Origin of the sequence: Carnobacterium sp. FSL E2-0243, from assembly GCF_038003605.1 — a bacterium.
Lineage (GTDB): Bacteria > Bacillota > Bacilli > Lactobacillales > Carnobacteriaceae > Carnobacterium > Carnobacterium maltaromaticum.
This window is the reverse complement of sequence record NZ_JBBOPM010000001.1, coordinates 1819913-1837113: the sequence shown is the minus strand read 5'-3', so window position 1 is coordinate 1837113 and position 17201 is coordinate 1819913. Positions and strand designations below refer to the sequence as shown.

Below are 17201 nucleotides of genomic sequence, written 5' to 3'. Positions count from 1 at the left end.
TCATATTATTAGTATGGTCGAATATATGCTCCTGAAATATCATAACCATAATAACCGCTATCCATTAACCAATCCATTAATTCTCCACTACCAATTGGATACGGCGGAGACATCCAACCAGCAGGTGGTCCAGTTGGTTGTTGCGGTTGTTCTGGCGCTGGCGTTGGTGGTTCTGGCGTACTTGGTTGTTGCGGTTGAACAGGTGCACTCGGTTGTGCTGGTGGTGTTGGATTAGATGGGGCTACTGGTTGTACTGGCGCAACTGGATTAACAGGTGTTTCAGCAGCTGGAGCTACATATTGTGATTCTTGAACTGGCTGTTCCACTACTTGTTGCACTGGAGTTTCAGCCGCTGCAACTTGTTGTTCAGCTTCAATTTTTACTTGCTCTGCCTTTTCGCTTTCAGCTTTAGCACTACTTTCCGCTTCTACCTTTGCCTTAGTTTCACTTTCAACTTTTGCTTTAGCTACTTTTTCAGATTCAGCCTTTTTCTTTTTTTCTGCTTCAATTTCCACTTTCTTTTTTTCTACTGGCGTTTTTTTCTCTTTCGTCTTAATGCCAGTATTGGAAACTACTTTAATTTCTTCTTTTTCGTTTTTCGTTTGCTTACTTGCACTACCAACAATAACAAATGAAGAAACAGCCACAAGCAACACAGATAAACCAATAATCACTTGTTTCTTATATTTCAATACCAACACTTTTAATTCATTTAATTTTTCCATTTTCATTCTCCTTTTAATTAAATGCATAATATTATTTTATTATACACTATTGTTATTTTTTGTAAAAATTAATATTACTTTTAAATTAGCTTGCATTAATTGTCCTTCTAGTAAAATCAACATCTTTAGCATTTCTAAAACCCTCTTGATAAGCTCCTGAAATTTCTACAGGAGGAGGGGCAATATTGGATGTTCCCCAATCCGCAGACATCTCTTGAAAGGATTCTTCTACCTCTCTAGGCACAAGAACCATCACTTCGTAAGATTCTCTCAACACAGACAGCTGTTCTTCAAATCGTTCAGACAGCCCATCTAAGAACCCTTTAATATAGCTAGATTTAATACTTTCTGTTACATATCTACTTCGCTTTTCTTGATAGTTGTTGTAGCTTTCGTTAATATATTGCTTTGTATGAAATAAAATGACATCATAAGCTAAAATATACATTTCTTTAGCGAGTTCTAAATCACGACCGTATCCGTAAAAAACAATCTTTTTCTTTCTTTGCTTTCCTTTGTCAATATACCGACCACTTGAATATTCTTTCACTCTGAAATTCTTAGCAATTAATTGTGATAAATAGTGTTCCCACCAATACAAGCGTTTATAAATTGTTACCGATTCTTCATTAATTTTATCTGATTCATTTAATAGGTCGTAATCTTCAACTTCATGTTTTGAAATTGAATATTGGATCATTAATTTTTGAGCTAGGATAAATGCTGATTGGCTTTCTTCATCATTCTTTTCGTCTCTAGCTATTGCCAACAAACCTTTTACCTTTTTTATAATTTTCGAATTGCTACTTTTCAAGATTCCTCATCCTCCAATTTTTTGTATGTAAAAAGCTACCTCAATTTCGAGATAGCTTAATTCCTCAATTCTTAAAATTTTATCGCTACACTAAAATTAGTTTCATGGCGCTTATCAGTACCCAAATTGGTTACCTAGTAGCTGTTCTTTACAGCGAAGCAAATCAATTATGATTATCAAATCAGTTCCCTGTAACGTAGTAAACTGATTAGTACGACACGAATAGAAAGTTACTATTATGGATAGATTGAGTAAAGTTTTTAATTGAAAACTCAAATTAATTTACTATCATTAGGGATTCGGTTGGACTTTAACCAACATCGACCCTTGCAACTGTCAGTCGTTGCTTAATCACTCCTCATTGCATATTATTAAATTTCATACTATAATATAGCTGTCTAGGAAATATTATAGTGGTCGTTCATTGTCTTGCAATGTTCGGCTATTTTTTTGTCAAAGGGCATTTTTTGATATAAAAAAAACATATCATTTAGATATGTTTTCGATCTCTGCATTTAATTCTTATTTCCATAAACCAATAAATGCTATACATCTATATATTATGTAAACTAGAATATAAAATCTTTTACAAGGCAGCGAATGTTGCGACTACCCTGTTTCGATTTAAATAAACTTGTTCCACTCATATCGTACCTTTACTATACGCACCTTGGGACGGAATTTTAAATATTTTTTTGTATTTATCAACATCAGATTGAAAAATAAATTCAAATTCATTTTACCATTTTCTAAAATATGAAATGCTTCAAGTTTTTTTGTTTAATTAATTTGCTCAAATAACTAGAATACATTTAGATAGTCACAAACTTGTTGCTGAGTTAATACATATTCATTCAATTGCGCTACAATTTGTTGTTTAATAATTTCGTTTGATGGGTATAACATTCAATTGTTTGCACCGCACCTCACCTCACAAAACGCTTAATTTTCTCTAAATATAGTATATAAACGATCTGTTTAAATCACTAACTACCTAAATAAATATTTTTTATAGCTTTTTGCTTTTCTTTATACTGGACATGAGTATAATCTTTGTTGATGATATGCTAGAATGAGCTAGTAGTTCATGTATAGTCCTAATATCAGCGCCATTTTGGAGTAAATGTGTATCAAACGAATGCCTTAATTTATGTGGATTTATGCTGATATGCAACTTTTTCCCAACATTAGAAATTTCACTATAAATTCTATTAAAGCTGAGTTTTTTAGGCGTTCTCATGTCAACCATTAAATAAAAATGTGATTGTTTATTGAATTTTAAGAGGTATAACCTGAAATTTAAGTAGTCAATTAGATAGGGTTCTAAACATTTTCCATAAAGAACCAACCTCTCTTTACCTCCCTTCCCTCGTACTCTTATCACCCTATCTTTTAAATCAATGTCATTAATCCTAATATCAGAACACTCAGTAACTCTAATACCGTGGTTTTATAATTTAAAATCGTAAAAAGTAATTAAAACATCGTAAAAATTTCTTAAATCGCTAACATATGACATTACAGTGTTTTTTTTTACACGTTAGCAATAGATACTCTAAATACTCTCTTTTTTGATTCTTGTTAATATCAACACGTTTCACAAAAAATAAGTATAACTACTCAAATCCCTACAATTTCGCCTATGATAATGCTAATTGGACGTAAAAAATAAACTAACCAAATTTTATTTTAATTTGGTTAGTTTATTTCTATAATATAAGCTAACTATATATAATTTTGATACTACTTTTTTTCAATTTTTATTGATTCAGTTTCATAAATGTTTTAAGTAGTTTTTAAACAAATACAATCTTCCAATTGATCTATATGGACTATTTCTACAATATTATACAATTTTTTGTGTATAATATTTTTTATCTGTTTTCTATCTAAGTTTGGATCTAATATTAGAGTTTTAGAAAATTTTTCTATTTTTTCAATACCTCCTATTTTTATCTTAGCTTTAAAAACTACATAATAAATAATTTTATCATCCCAATGTTCTTCTACTTTACTAATAACTATTCCTCCCTAAAGTTTAGAATTTATATAATTTATGGAGCATTTTTTAATGACCATTGAATAACGCCACTATAATTTCCAACTTTACCTTGACCTGGCAACATTTTTAAATGTAAACCTGAACTATTATCATTTTTCAGCTCTAGATTGGTTATTTTATACTTGTCAACGGCACTTTGCTCTATTATTGTGCTCTCCTCATTATTAAAAATAAATGTATTATTTGAATTATCTACATAGTATAAGGTTTCTTTCAGCTCACTATTTTCATATGTCAACGGAGTTACAATTTTCGCCGTCAACTTCCAATTATCAGAATCTATTCCTCTTGAATCTTCAATAGCTATATTAGAATCTGTATATAAATTATAAATTTTTTCAGTACTTGATACGCTAATTTTACCAAAGTCTAAGTTAGTATCTACTGAACTAAATTCAAGATAGCCATCTATTACTGTTATTTTTATAGTCTTTTCTACTATTTTATTATTGGAATCTTGCGCTCTTATTAGAGCACTATAGCTTCCTTTAGAAAAATCTAAATCATTTTGTGCAACACTAATCGTTTCAATTTCTTTGCCCGTTACAATATCCCAAGCCTTAGAATCAGATTTCTCTAAAATTAAATTGGTTAAATTTGAATTACTTACACCTTTTTTTAAGTCCTCTATAGTTATGTTAAAATCATTACCAGTTAAAATACTATTTCCTACTATCGGTGTAGTCTCATCATAAACTGTTACAGGAATTTCAATTACACTTTGATTATTTGATTGATCATTTAACGTAACTTCAGCGGTAAAGTATCCAACTTTATCAGTTGATGGAATTTTTGTTATTGAATAGGTAACACTATCTGCTCCACCATTATCAGCTACATTCGTAATTAAAGATGAAGCATTAGAGGTGAAAGTTGAATTTTTTTGGATTTTTTGTGGAACCGCAGTTGCTGTTGGATTTACTGTATCAACCACTTCAAATTCAACTGTTATTGTATCTGTACTTATGCCATTAGTAACCTCAATACCAATATTTTTTTTACCGACCTTTTTATTATCTGGAATATTTACAAATTTATTTATTTTAACAGTATTTCCTGCACTATCTTTTAAATCTGTTATAAAATCTGCAGGATTTAATTTACTAAAATCAGTTCCGGCTTCAACCTTTTATTGGTGCTGCTACCTGTCATCACTGAATAATCAACAGTAAAACTTTGACTATTGTCATACGAATCTAAAAAGCCAGTATTGGCAGAAACTTCAATAGAATAACTTTTTCCTTCTTGAAATTTGTCATAAGTCAAAGGAACTGGAACATCAAATGTTGCTTTTCCATTTATATAAGTAACATCCATATCTTTAATTGAATAAACATTATTACCTATGTTTAATGTGAGTTTTGATGTATCTACTCCAGATACATTTAATGATCCAGTTATATGGATATCTGAATTTATATATTTTTTTCCTACAACACTATCTACTTTAAGATTCAGCATATTTGTAGTAGTATATAGTTGTCCAAATGACATTAACCATCGTCCATCAGCTGTTGTATTCGAGTTTGTAGGTCTGTATGAAAAATAATAATCATTATAAAAGTCAAAACCCATCGCATAGTCAAAGTTACTACTTGTTGATACTGTAAAACTATATCGATTTGATGAAATCCCTACATACTTGGCATAGAATCTAGAATTAGTAGGAATTTTACTTTCATCTGTATAAATATCTTGCGTATACTGAACAACCGATATACTGTTATCAGAGTTTATTGTTAATAACTTATTAGGGGCCTTCATTGAGGTGAAAATAAATTGTCCATTTGATAATTTTTTTGAGTACCAATATCTATCAGTTATTAAACTAGTATCTCTGTATCCGTATACTAAACCATTGCTATCAATATCTGGAAATATCCCCGTACCAACTATATATAATGATATGGTTCCAGTAGGGACTTCAAATGCAGAATATGCACTAGATGACTGTGGCTTAATGAATAGTAACAAACCTAATAGAATAAATTCAAATACCAAAAGGAAAAAATTTCTTTTATGTGATTTTTTTCTTATTTCTTTCACTATTTTTTACCTTCCTTCTTTTTTTAATTCTGGCAGCTTTTAATTTTTTTTCTCTTTCAATTTTCTTTTTACGTCTAATCAGTAAACCAGTAATCACAATGCAACAGCTCGCTATAAGTAGAAAAATTAATAATGCTACTATGTTCCAATTTATTTCTTTTTTATTAATGTCTACTGCTTCATCATTTAATTTTTTTGTATCTTCTTTACCAATTGAAAAATTTTTATCAAAGCTCCATTCCTTTTCACCTGTATTAATTTTTAAATGGAGAGTATAATCGCCTGCTTCTAACGGCTCATTATCCCAACTAATAGGAAAATCGAAATTTGAATTAGGAGCCATTGACATACTTTGTTTTACCGTTTCATGTAGAACTTCAGTTTTATTTTTTTCGGTTACTTTAGCATTTATTACTAAATTATTTATAATAGTTGGTTTACTATTTTGAATATTTGCAGTAATCGCAGTACGATAATTTTGAAGAGCAGGTTTTATTTTATTAAGATTGACAACTGGTTCAACAATTGTGTCATTTTCAGATAATTGAATTCCAATTACATAAGAATAAGAATTTCTTATTTGAACATTCTCGCTTGTATTTTTTGAATCCGTGTCCTCCTTATAGATATAAAAACCTCCTAACACTATCCCGTCAATTTCTTCGCTAGGCATTTTCAACTGAAAACTTACTTCTTTTGTTTCTCCTGGATTTAATGCTATTTTTTGCTTACCAGAAATGATATCGGTTAATGAATATACTTGAGAATTATCTTTCTTGAGGTTTTCTTCACTATAATCGATAACTCCATTTTGGTTAGTTTTTGCATTGTTTGGGACAATATTTAACTCTATCTTTTCTTCAGAACTATTGCTTACTGTTAAAGTAATTGTTTGTTCTTCACTCGGTTTCATTTTTAAATCAAAATATGACTTGTCTTTATCAATTTGATTTTCTGGGATATTTGCTTTAACTGAATACCCCATTGATGCAGCATCTACGTTAGTACTAATTAATAGAATGCTGCATATAAATATACAGATTATTAAAAATTTTTTTTTCAAATCGGTGCCTCCTATTTCAAAAGAGGCAACAAGAAATGAGCTTCTTGTTGCCCTATTTTAATTCTATTTTGGAGCGTCAGAGAGCGCCCACTTTAGATCTGCAGTATACGTTGTGTTGGCTTTTGCAGATCCAGCGTATACTTTTAATTGTACATTGTCATTTGAATCTGTACCTGTTGTCCAAGTAGTCAGCCATGTACCACTACCTTGATTTACATGCGCATTCATTACTGTTTGCGTCTCTGTATTTAATAATGTTACATCATTACTCGTAGGAGGAGTTGAAACATTTCCTTTACTTGCAGCTTTCACAGTTGGATTTTTAAAAGAAAGTTCAGCACCTTTTAAAACTTCTGTGGGATCATTCGTTGCTACAAATTCACTAGCTGTAACAGAGAGGCTCCACCCAACATTCGTACCTCTAACATCTGTAACCTGTACATAAGGAGCTTTATTAAGCGCGCTATATACTTGATCTTTACCACTTACTTTCTTTTCACCAAACTGTATATTTGATACAAAATCCAGAGATAAGGGACCTGGATTATCTGTACCAGGATTGTTGGGATCAGCTGGATCGATTACAATTGGTAAATCCGGATCTTCTGGATTTACTGGTCCTGTAATATCTTCCCCACCTCCAACGAAAGTGATAATATTTTCACTCGTTTCTTGGCTAGTGGTACTTGCTTCCACCTCAGTTAGATTTACTAACAAAGCAGAACTAGTTAAAGCAACGTACGAAATTAATAATTTGTTTTTCATATTTTCTCCTAAATATAATTTATTTTTTTATGCTGGTGCATCTTGCAATGACCAGTTGATTATTGCACTATACGAATCAATATAACTATCTGTTGGAATAAGTAAATTAACTTTTCCAGAATTCCCCTCAAAAGCATTTGACCACGTACCCATTCCAGAATTTTGCTCTGCATAAAGTATCTTTGATGGAGATTCATTCAAAGTTGCACCTGAAGCAATTGCAGGAGTCAAACTATTAGCATCAGTTCCTTTTACTTTACCTGATGGAATTGTTAATTGCGCTTTCAGTTTTTTTGTTTCATCTGAATTTGAGAATTCAGTAATGCTTGCCATTAAGCTCCAGCCTGCACCGGTACCTCTAACATCTGTTACTTGGGCACCTAAAGTTTCTCCTTCTACCGGAATAGCATTTTGCGTTGTCACACCTAATTTGACTTTTCCAAAATTAAAATTTGATACAGCATCTATTACTAAAGAACCTGTATGACCTGTTCCTGGTTGTACTCCATCAATAATAGGATTTTGTTCATTTCCACCGGCTTCAATTTCTACCGCAGTAGTACTCTGTTGTGTATCAATTTCTGCAGCAAGTACTTGAGTATTTGTAAATCCTGCCCCTACAGTAAGTAAGCCCACACAAACTAGATATAATTCAATCTTCTTCATTTTATCTCCTCCTAAATTAATTTTTTTATTTTGGTGCATCTTGTAAAGACCACACAATTTCGGCAGAATAACTATCTGCATAGTTCCCATCAGGTACCACTATAGAGACATGGTTTCCCTTCCCCTCAAAATCTGTTGACCATGTACCCATACCAGAGTCTTGACTCGCAGAGAAAATAGATTGCTCCGTTGCATTCAATGTTACAGATTTTGAAATAGCTGGATTATCTTTAGACACACTTGTAGTTGAGACATTTCCTTCTGGGATTAATAGCTGTGCCCCTTTTAAGACTTTTGTCTTATCTGCATTCTCAAAATCTGAAATTTTAGCTGTTAAGTCCCAACCTGCACCAGTTCCTCGCATATCTGTAACCTGTGTTCCTAACGTTTTATCTGTTGGTATTACAGCATTATAAGTAACTGTCTTACTTTCAATTTTTCCGTTTTCAAAGGTGAAATCTGATACTGCATCAATTACTAAATTACCCGTATGATTCGTAGGAGGATCAATTGGAATAATGGGATTAGTTGGCTTATTGTCTTCAGTTCCTCCTTCCAATGTAAAGTCAGCTGTCGTTTTAAACCCGTCTGCTTCAGCAGCGAAAGCTGTATTTCCAATACTAGTAGTCATTATCAAACCTAATCCAACCATACTTATTTTCGTTAATTTTTTCATAATTTTCTCCATTCATGTTAAATTTGTTGCGATATTCTTTTTTATTCAATAAAAAAAGACCTAAAGCACTTACCAAAAAAGCAAAACTTATTAAACCATACTTTTTTTGAAATTGACCTGTAGAAGGTAAGTAGATATTTTCTTTCTTTGTGCCATACTCCAAACTTGAAACTTTTTTGTTTTCAGTCTGACCACCCTTTATGGAATCGTTATTATCTGTATTTTCATTTTCTGAAAAACTAATACCTGCTTGACTTGTATTATCATCCATTGCAAAAACTTCTTCATACAAAATAAAACTGCCCATAAAAACTACAAAAATAATACTCAAAAATATTTTCACCTTCATTTCCACCTCCACTAAAAATTATTTTTATGGTTTTCTTATTGTAAAAGGATCACCAAAAACCTAAGAAGTGTTAATACAAAGTAGTTATATCTTTCATAACAACCTTTCTCGATAAAAATCATCACTATAAGGAGCATTTTTTAAATAGTGTATAGTTTTATATTTCACATGGATGTCCTTACCACGATAATTCTATTGTTTTTAAACAATATTTAAAAAATATATTCTTATTAACCTATATGTATCATCCTTAGTTGTTAAGACAGTTTTTATTATAACAAGTCACTTCTTGTAATACTTTTTTTTAAATGTAGTTCTTATTACAGAAAAAAAAAGGAAGAAATGCCTTTAATAAAGCATTTCATCCTTTTTTCTTTTTTCTCGACTTAATTTTCATCCTTTTTTACTTACTATTTTTTTATTTTTTATTTTTTTTTGACAAAAAAATAAAAATAAGTGCTAAATCAATTTTACTTATATTTTAAACTAGATATTATTCCTTTACAGTAAGTTTTATTTAGCTTGTATACTATCTAATTCTTTTATCAACGATTTCCTTAATACGATGTATAATTCTATTTTTTGACCTATCAGATGGATTTACTTCCCATAATAACATTTCTATTTCAGTGTCTTTTAACTCATCATAAACTCTATCTGTAATAATTAAATCAACATCATTACTTAGAGATATTGTTACATCAACAATTTGATCTAGATCATTCATTCTTAGTAAATCATTAAAATCTTTACTAGTTTCACCCCCGTAAATTGATAACAGGCAAATTTTTATGTGATTAATTAAATATTTTTTCCCTGCATATTTTTCTATCAAAACTGAATACTTATTGATTAAAAATACTCTGTTTTCAAAAAGAGGATTTTCAAATGTTGATTTCTCAACTAATATTTCATAAAATTTATTTACTATATGTGTAAGTGGCCCCTTGGATTTTAAAATGCCTGGGATATCTTCAGAGATACTGTCAATACCCTCAAATAATGAAGCTCTAGAATGAATATGAATTAAATTAGAATATAAAATACTATATTCTCTAGCATTTAATTTAATATCAAAATAAAGAAAGAACTCTTTCATCCAAAAATTTGTGTATTCTACTACATTGATGTCATGTGTTTGCACGTAAACTAACATTTCTGATACAATCGCATTATCTTCTAAATGGAATTCAAGTCCAAAAATAGTAAGATAAAGAAATGCTATTTCAGATTCAATATCTTTTTTCATCAACTTTGGAAATATACTTTTATAGATTGGGAACAAGCTTTCTTTAAGTATAGTGTAGTGTTTACTATCATCTAGCAATTGATTTTTCAAAATAGACTCGTCACAAGTCTCACCTATTTCTATTCTATGAAAGATTATTGCAAAATAATAACGTAAAATTTCTTTTTCTGAAAGTCCAATATTTCGAACCCTAATTTTTTCTATATACTTAAAAAAGATATCGAACTTTTTTTTTTCAACATTATAAAAAGGCCATTTCAAACCACTATATGAATACCAAAAAAAATCAAAAAAGAATAGTCTCTTTTGCTTTTCATCGCCTAAAATCGTTGCATTAACATTAGTATTAAATTGTAACTTGTATCGAGAAAGAATATTTCTATCAATTACCTTCATATTTTTATACATCGTAGAATACGAAACATAGTGATCTAAGGCATATTCATTTATTTCCACAGTATTTTCAAAAAAATATTGCTTCATCCAATTAAAATTAATATTGTCCTCTAAGTAGTATAAATAGATACCATGAATTGAAAGGTCTGAAGGAATATAAACATATAAATAACCATCAGACTTTTGTTGTAAATATACTTCGCTATCCCATTGTTTTACATCATTTTCTAATTCATCCAGTACATCTTTGGTCGTTCTTACTGTACATTTTAAATACTCACTAACGTTATTCAAATCGACATTTCCATTATTTTCTACGATAAAGTAGAATGCTAGTATTTTTCTCAATGTTCTTCTATTAAAAAAAAAATTCACTCAAATCACTCCTTATTTTTCTTAATATATAATTTTAAAAACTTAACATACTACCTTTTTTTTGTCAATAGTTTTCAAAGTATTATTTTGCTATTGTCCTCTTATGTAGAAAAACATTAGTAGATTTTAAAAAGTATGAAATTGAAAAATTAAAATCACATGCAACCTGTATTTATAAATGATTTCATATGATTAATTCCTAATCTAGTATTTAATAAGATTATTTTTTGTAAACATAATATTTACATTTATTTCTATAAAAAATTAGTTAGTTCAACAAACAGATACATTGCAATGCTCAAAAAGATTAATTCTATTATTGGGATAATCTTTTATAAGCATTAACTATTATTCATCAATACCTAATACTTGTTACAAAAATTGATACTTCTAATAGAACAACTATCATAAACCATCATTTATATATAACTGCTATAAATTCTCTAAGTAAACGACTGGATAAAAATAATAACTGGTTCAGCTGTTTCATTCTCTGTACCCACTCTTCTAAATTTTTTTAAACTCATATTTTCAAGAGTAGTAGTTGCAGTATCTTACTTAATTAATTGCTTAGAAGGAATCTACTTTGAAACTAAATATTTATCTATCGCATATACTTCTGATACAGGTTAATCTTTCCCTTACCAACCCCTAACTACAAACTTAGGTTTCTTTAATTTTTATAAAATGATAAAAGTCTAATACATTATCTATTAGACTTTTAAGCAGAGTTAATCCATCCTCGGAACGATTTAAAATAACTCCCAAAAAAGTTGTGACAATCTTTTTTGGGAGTTTTAAATATTTTGTGTACGTTACAAAATGGTATAAAAAAACAATCCAGACGAAACACACAGGTACAATATTCTAGCTCCTTAAATTCATGACACATAATAAATACTATAGACCAATGCCATCAGTGCTCTCTGCTACAATGTCATCATAAAGACAGCATTCAACTGATGATTCGATTAATCATTTCTTTTTTTTAAAAGTAAGAATATCAATGTCGATACAAAAAAAACATTAAAAACAACAGCTACTTTAATTGTCTTTCTATGAATTTCTGAGGAATAATCAGGTATACTATCTAAATCCAAGTTTTCATAAGCTTCAACCATCTGCTCTTGACTGCGAATATCACTATAATACCCTGGACTATCTGATAGATAGTGTTGTGCATATGGAAAATAAACAACTTCATCTGGCTCATTCTGACACAACCCTCCAAACCAATTATTTTTTATAATATTCACTTGCTTTAGCGGAACACGGTACCCTTTTTCAACTTCTTTTTGGTTGAATTTTAATGAAAAGGCTTCATTGGTATTTTGAGAAATATCACGCCCGTATGCAACAGACAAGTTTCCTTCCAACCATAAGCGACTATCTAATAATTTTTCTGTTGAATTTTGTGTACTTAAATCAAATATCAAAGAACGCTCTTTTTCTTTATTTTCAATATCCGCAATAATAGTACCTTCATAATCTGTTGTAAAAACAACTTTTTCAGTCGTTGATTCAACAACACCGTTTAATTTATCATGACTCAACGTGTTCGTATCATAATCAATAATAACCCAACTTAATAAATTAGTCTTATTATTTTTCGCAATAATATTCACCTCTAAACGTGTGCCCCAAAAAGTACTTGTATGAACATTAAACGTTCCAAAAATCATATAATACTTTGGTTCACCATCGGAAAAAATTTTTGTTTTTATCAATTCAAAATCATCTGGTATAAGACTTTCTGCCCATTTCAAATCTAAAATTTCATAGCACAAAAATGTACTGTATGGCTCCACAACAAAACCCATATAAGGATTTTTCTGTGCAGAATAGTTCATGACTGCATTTTGAAATCTTTTTGGTATTAACTTACTTAAAGGTGCCATGACCTGTAGAGTTGCAGTATCTTTTGGCGTAATCATTTGTTCTACTTTTTTTATGAATTGAAATTTACCCATGTTACCTCCTTGAATAATTAATTGGACTATCCTGAAAAATTAAAATTTAAAATTTAATTAAATCACTTTTCATGGTATTTCTATAACCTTTATTACTTCTCTGATCCTCTATAATATTTTGTTTGTCACTAATTAAAGGTTTAGCTGTGTTCTAAATTCCCATCATGCTTTGCTACGTTTTTATGCTCATTATCATAACAAATCAATCGCATAATGTAGCTGGAATTTATTTTTGAATACTCCTATTTTATTCCCATATCTTTTACTTTCATTAACCGTGTAATATTTGCGCGTTCATTTTCTTCAAGTTTCATTTGTATATAACGAATTGTTTCTTTTAGTTTAGGAATCGTCATATACTCTAACGCATTTACTCGTCGTCTAGTTTTTTCTATTTCGTCAGCAAGTAATTGACATGTTTTCTCTATCTCTGCTAACTCCAGTAATTTCGGTAAAATTTGCGATAGCTCATCAATTGATTGATCTAATTCACTATTCGAGTTTAGATAACCATAGGGTAACTCTTTTTCAGCCTCTGGATAAGAAAAATTCATCACAGGTACTTCTACATTCATTATGTTTTTTTCATAAATATCTACGATTACTTTTCTTGCAGGAACTACTACTAATCCTTCAATAAACTTTTCATTCAAAAGAGCCTTTGCCATAACAAACGATTGCATACTTGTAATTAAGGAATTTTCAACATCGCTTCTTAACAGGTTATTTTGTCTGACTAAAATAATAAAACGACGCATTAATTCATCTTGCTTATCTTTAAGCAGCTTATGCCCTCTCGTTGCCGTTGTTAATCTTTTTTTTAATTTTGAAAGCTCCATACGTGTAGGATTTACATTTAAACGTACCACAGTAGTTTCACTCTCCCTTTAATAAAAATTGATCTAGCAACTCATCTTTAATTCTCTTCAATTCTGTTCTTGGTAAAATTGACAGCAGTTCCCATCCTAAGTCCAACGTCTCTTCAATTGTTCTATTTGTAGTAAAACCTTGATTAATGTATTCTTTTTCAAAGCGTTCAGCAAAAAGTGCATATAATTTATCAACTTTGGAAAGTGCCGATTCACCAAGTACAACAGCTAATTCTTTGGCTTGCTTTCCTTCTGCATATGCAGCAAATAATTGATTCATTGTGGCGGCATGATCGTGACGTGTTTTCCCTTCTCCTGTTCCTTTATCCTTCAAACGTGATAAAGAAGGCAATACATCAATAGGAGGTTGTATACCACTTTTATATAACTCACGAGATAAAATAATTTGACCTTCGGTTATATATCCTGTTAAATCAGGAATGGGATGTGTCTTATCATCCTCTGGCATAGTTAAAATTGGTATTTGGGTAACAGAACCTTTTTTCCCCTTCAACCGCCCAGCACGTTCATATAATGTTGCTAAATTTGTATATAAATACCCTGGATACCCTCGACGCCCTGGTACTTCACGACGTGCAGCAGAAATTTCTCTCAAGGCTTCACAATAATTCGTCATATCTGTCATAATAACCAAAACTTGCATCCCTTTTTCATAGGCTAAATACTCTGCCGCTGTCAAAGCCATTTTGGGTGTTGCGATACGTTCAATAGCAGGATCATTGGCCAAATTAATAAACATAACTGATCGATCAATTGCCCCAGTTTTACGAAAATCTTCCATAAAATATTCTGCTTCCTCAAAAGTGATTCCAATTGCTGCAAATACAACTGCAAATGTATCTTCACTATTTGGTACTGTTGCCTGCCTAGCTATTTGAGCTGCTAATTCTTTATGAGGCAACCCCGAACCTGAAAAAACTGGCAATTTTTGACCGCGGACTAATGTATTTAAATGATCAATAGCAGAAATTCCAGTTTGAATAAACTCATTCGGATAATCTCGTGCCATAGGGTTGATTGCCTCGCCATTTACATCTAAACGTTTTTCTGGAATCAAATCTGGACCTTCATCCTTCACACGCCCCATACCATCAAAAACACGGCCAACCATGTCTTCAGAAACAGCTAACGAAAGAGGACGCCCCAAAAATCGGACCTTTGAATTTTTTAAGTTAATTCCATCAGAGCCTTCAAATATTTGAACCATAGCTGTATCTCCATCAACCTCTAACACTTGTCCGTGTCTAACCTCACCATTTTGCATCTGAATTTCAACTAATTCATCATATTTTACTCCGTTAACTTTTTCAACCGCCATCAAAGGACCGACTATTTCATTTATTGTTCTGTACTCTTTAAGCATGATTGTCCATCCCTCCATTAGCTACAATTTCTTTAAGCACTCGTTTTATTTCAGTTTTGATTAAATCAAACTTTGTTAATTCAGATTCTGATATATATTTGCTACGAGAAATCTTATCTCTCAATTGAAGCGTCCCTTCCAATATTTCTGACAGGTAAGCCCCTAGATTCAGTGCATTTCGTGCTTCTTCTCCAAAATATAAAATAAGTTCCAACATATAGGCTTGTTTTTGACGCGAGGTATAAGTATCTACGTCATCAAATGCATTTTGTTGGAGATAATCTTCACGTATAGATTTTGCAATGCTTAAAGTAAGACGATCTTTTTCTGACAATGAATCTAGTCCAACTAAACGAACAATCTCTTCTAACTGAGATTCCTCTTGTAAAATACTCATAGCATTTGTAACCATCTCACTCCAACCCATATTTAATGCTTGATTATTAAACTTACCAACTTCTGGCAAATACAGCGAATAAGAACTTAACCAGTTAATGGAGGGAAAATGACGTTTTTGAGCTAAAATTGAATCTAATCCCCAAAAGACTTTAACAATCCGTAACGTATTTTGAGTAACTGGCTCTGAAATATCTCCTCCTGGTGGAGATACAGCTCCAATAGCGGTAATACTCCCTTGACGTTTCTCTGAACCCAAAGCAATAGCTAAACCTGCTCGCTCATAGTATTCTGCTATTCGACTACCTAAGTATGCAGGATACCCTTCATCTCCAGGCATTTCTTCTAAACGACCAGACATTTCACGTAATGCCTCTGCCCAACGCGAAGTAGAATCTGCCATAATTGCCACACTGTAGCCCATGTCTCGAAAATATTCAGCAATTGTAATACCAGTATAAATAGAAGCTTCTCTGGCAGCTACTGGCATATTGGAGGTATTGGCTATGAGAATCGTCCGTTCCATCAAAGACTCTCCAGTATTAGGATCAATCAACTCTGGGAATTCATTTATTACATCAGTCATTTCATTCCCACGTTCTCCACACCCAACATACACAACAATTTCTACATCGCTCCACTTAGCTATTTGATGCTGTACAACTGTTTTCCCAGCACCAAATGGTCCCGGAACCGCTGCAGCTCCACCCTTAACTACTGGAAAAAAAGTATCAATAACTCTTTGCCCTGTTGTCATCGGTTCTGTTGGGTTTAATTTCTTAGCAATCGGTCGGGCACGTCGAACGGGCCATTTTTGCATCATTGTAAATTCTTTTAATCCACTGAGAGTTTCAAGGGTATAGACTGTTTCCTTTAAATTGAAATGTCCAGCTTCTAATGCAACTATTTTTCCACTTATTCCATTAGGAACCATTATTTTATGCACAATCACTTTAGTTTCTTGAACGATTCCAATAACATCTCCGCTAGAAACATCCATTCCTAGTTCTAAAACTGGTTCAAACAACCATTTTTTTTCATGGTCTAATGCTTCGATTGAAATACCACGAACTAAAAAATCACTTTTTGTCACTTCCATAAATTCTTTTAAAGGACGTTGGATTCCATCAAACATTTGAGCAATTAAACCAGGGCCCAATTCAACAGATAACGCATTACCAGTTGTCGTGACGGGTTCGCCTGGACCTACCCCTGACGTTTCTTCATAGACTTGAATAGAGGCGACATCTCCTCGCATTTCAATAATTTCACCAATTAATCCAATTTTACCGACTTGACAAATATCTTGAATATTCGCTTCTTCCATACCTTTAGCCATAATTAAAGGACCTGAGACTTTAATGATTTCACCTTTTTTCAAACCAATATCCCCCTA

General features: G+C 31.5%; 15 protein-coding genes. All 15 read right to left on the bottom strand.

What is annotated here, in order from left to right; genetic code table 11:
• Positions 1-8: 8 nt before the first annotated feature.
• The 15 genes from MHI00_RS08585 to MHI00_RS08520 all read right to left on the bottom strand — a co-directional run bounded on the left by MHI00_RS08585 (position 9) and on the right by MHI00_RS08520 (position 17186).
• Positions 9-725 carry a hypothetical protein gene (locus MHI00_RS08585; protein WP_341112780.1) on the bottom strand — a complete coding sequence of 239 codons (717 nt, stop codon included), beginning with the start codon at positions 723-725 and terminating at the stop codon, positions 9-11.
• A gap of 85 nt (positions 726-810) precedes the next feature.
• On the bottom strand, positions 811-1539 hold the full coding sequence (locus tag MHI00_RS08580; protein ID WP_341112777.1) for a DUF2786 domain-containing protein: 729 nt from the start codon (positions 1537-1539) through the stop codon (positions 811-813).
• 1009 nt (positions 1540-2548) lie between these two features.
• A complete protein-coding gene (locus MHI00_RS17715) occupies positions 2549-2980 on the bottom strand; it encodes a tyrosine-type recombinase/integrase (protein ID WP_445662559.1) in 432 nt (143 codons plus the stop codon).
• 613 nt (positions 2981-3593) lie between these two features.
• The gene (locus MHI00_RS08575) at positions 3594-4535 is read right to left on the bottom strand and encodes a hypothetical protein (protein WP_341112773.1); all 942 of its coding nucleotides are present in this window, start codon (positions 4533-4535) and stop codon (positions 3594-3596) included.
• Between the two features lie 161 nt (positions 4536-4696).
• Positions 4697-5647, bottom strand: a complete 951-nt coding sequence (locus MHI00_RS08570) for a hypothetical protein (RefSeq protein ID WP_341112771.1) — start codon at positions 5645-5647, stop codon at positions 4697-4699.
• Entirely contained in the window at positions 5619-6710 is a 1092-nt protein-coding gene (locus tag MHI00_RS08565) for a DUF916 and DUF3324 domain-containing protein (protein ID WP_341112769.1), read from the bottom strand. The genes MHI00_RS08570 and MHI00_RS08565 overlap by 29 nt, the downstream gene beginning before the upstream one ends.
• Before the next feature lie 63 nt (positions 6711-6773).
• On the bottom strand, positions 6774-7475 hold the full coding sequence (locus tag MHI00_RS08560) for a WxL domain-containing protein (protein ID WP_341112767.1): 702 nt from the start codon (positions 7473-7475) through the stop codon (positions 6774-6776).
• Positions 7476-7502: 27 nt separating this feature from the next.
• A complete protein-coding gene (locus MHI00_RS08555) occupies positions 7503-8141 on the bottom strand; it encodes a WxL domain-containing protein (RefSeq protein WP_015076321.1) in 639 nt (212 codons plus the stop codon).
• 25 nt (positions 8142-8166) lie between these two features.
• A complete protein-coding gene (locus MHI00_RS08550; protein ID WP_341112762.1) occupies positions 8167-8817 on the bottom strand; it encodes a WxL domain-containing protein in 651 nt (216 codons plus the stop codon).
• Positions 8762-9166, bottom strand: coding sequence for an LPXTG cell wall anchor domain-containing protein (locus tag MHI00_RS08545; protein ID WP_341112758.1), 405 nt, complete (start codon positions 9164-9166; stop codon positions 8762-8764). Before MHI00_RS08545 ends, MHI00_RS08550 begins: the two co-directional genes overlap by 56 nt.
• Before the next feature lie 529 nt (positions 9167-9695).
• Complete coding sequence (locus tag MHI00_RS08540; RefSeq protein ID WP_341112755.1) at positions 9696-11186, bottom strand: helix-turn-helix domain-containing protein; 1491 nt, start codon at positions 11184-11186, stop codon at positions 9696-9698.
• Between the two features lie 971 nt (positions 11187-12157).
• A complete protein-coding gene (locus MHI00_RS08535) occupies positions 12158-13156 on the bottom strand; it encodes a hypothetical protein (RefSeq protein WP_341112753.1) in 999 nt (332 codons plus the stop codon).
• A 242-nt stretch (positions 13157-13398) separates the two neighbouring features.
• Positions 13399-14025 (bottom strand): V-type ATP synthase subunit D, encoded by a 627-nt coding sequence (locus MHI00_RS08530; RefSeq protein WP_016356433.1) that lies wholly within the window; start codon positions 14023-14025, stop codon positions 13399-13401.
• A 7-nt stretch (positions 14026-14032) separates the two neighbouring features.
• The gene (locus MHI00_RS08525; protein ID WP_015076327.1) at positions 14033-15409 is read right to left on the bottom strand and encodes a V-type ATP synthase subunit B; all 1377 of its coding nucleotides are present in this window, start codon (positions 15407-15409) and stop codon (positions 14033-14035) included.
• Positions 15402-17186 (bottom strand): V-type ATP synthase subunit A, encoded by a 1785-nt coding sequence (locus MHI00_RS08520; protein ID WP_341112748.1) that lies wholly within the window; start codon positions 17184-17186, stop codon positions 15402-15404. Before MHI00_RS08520 ends, MHI00_RS08525 begins: the two co-directional genes overlap by 8 nt.
• Positions 17187-17201 lie beyond the last annotated feature (15 nt).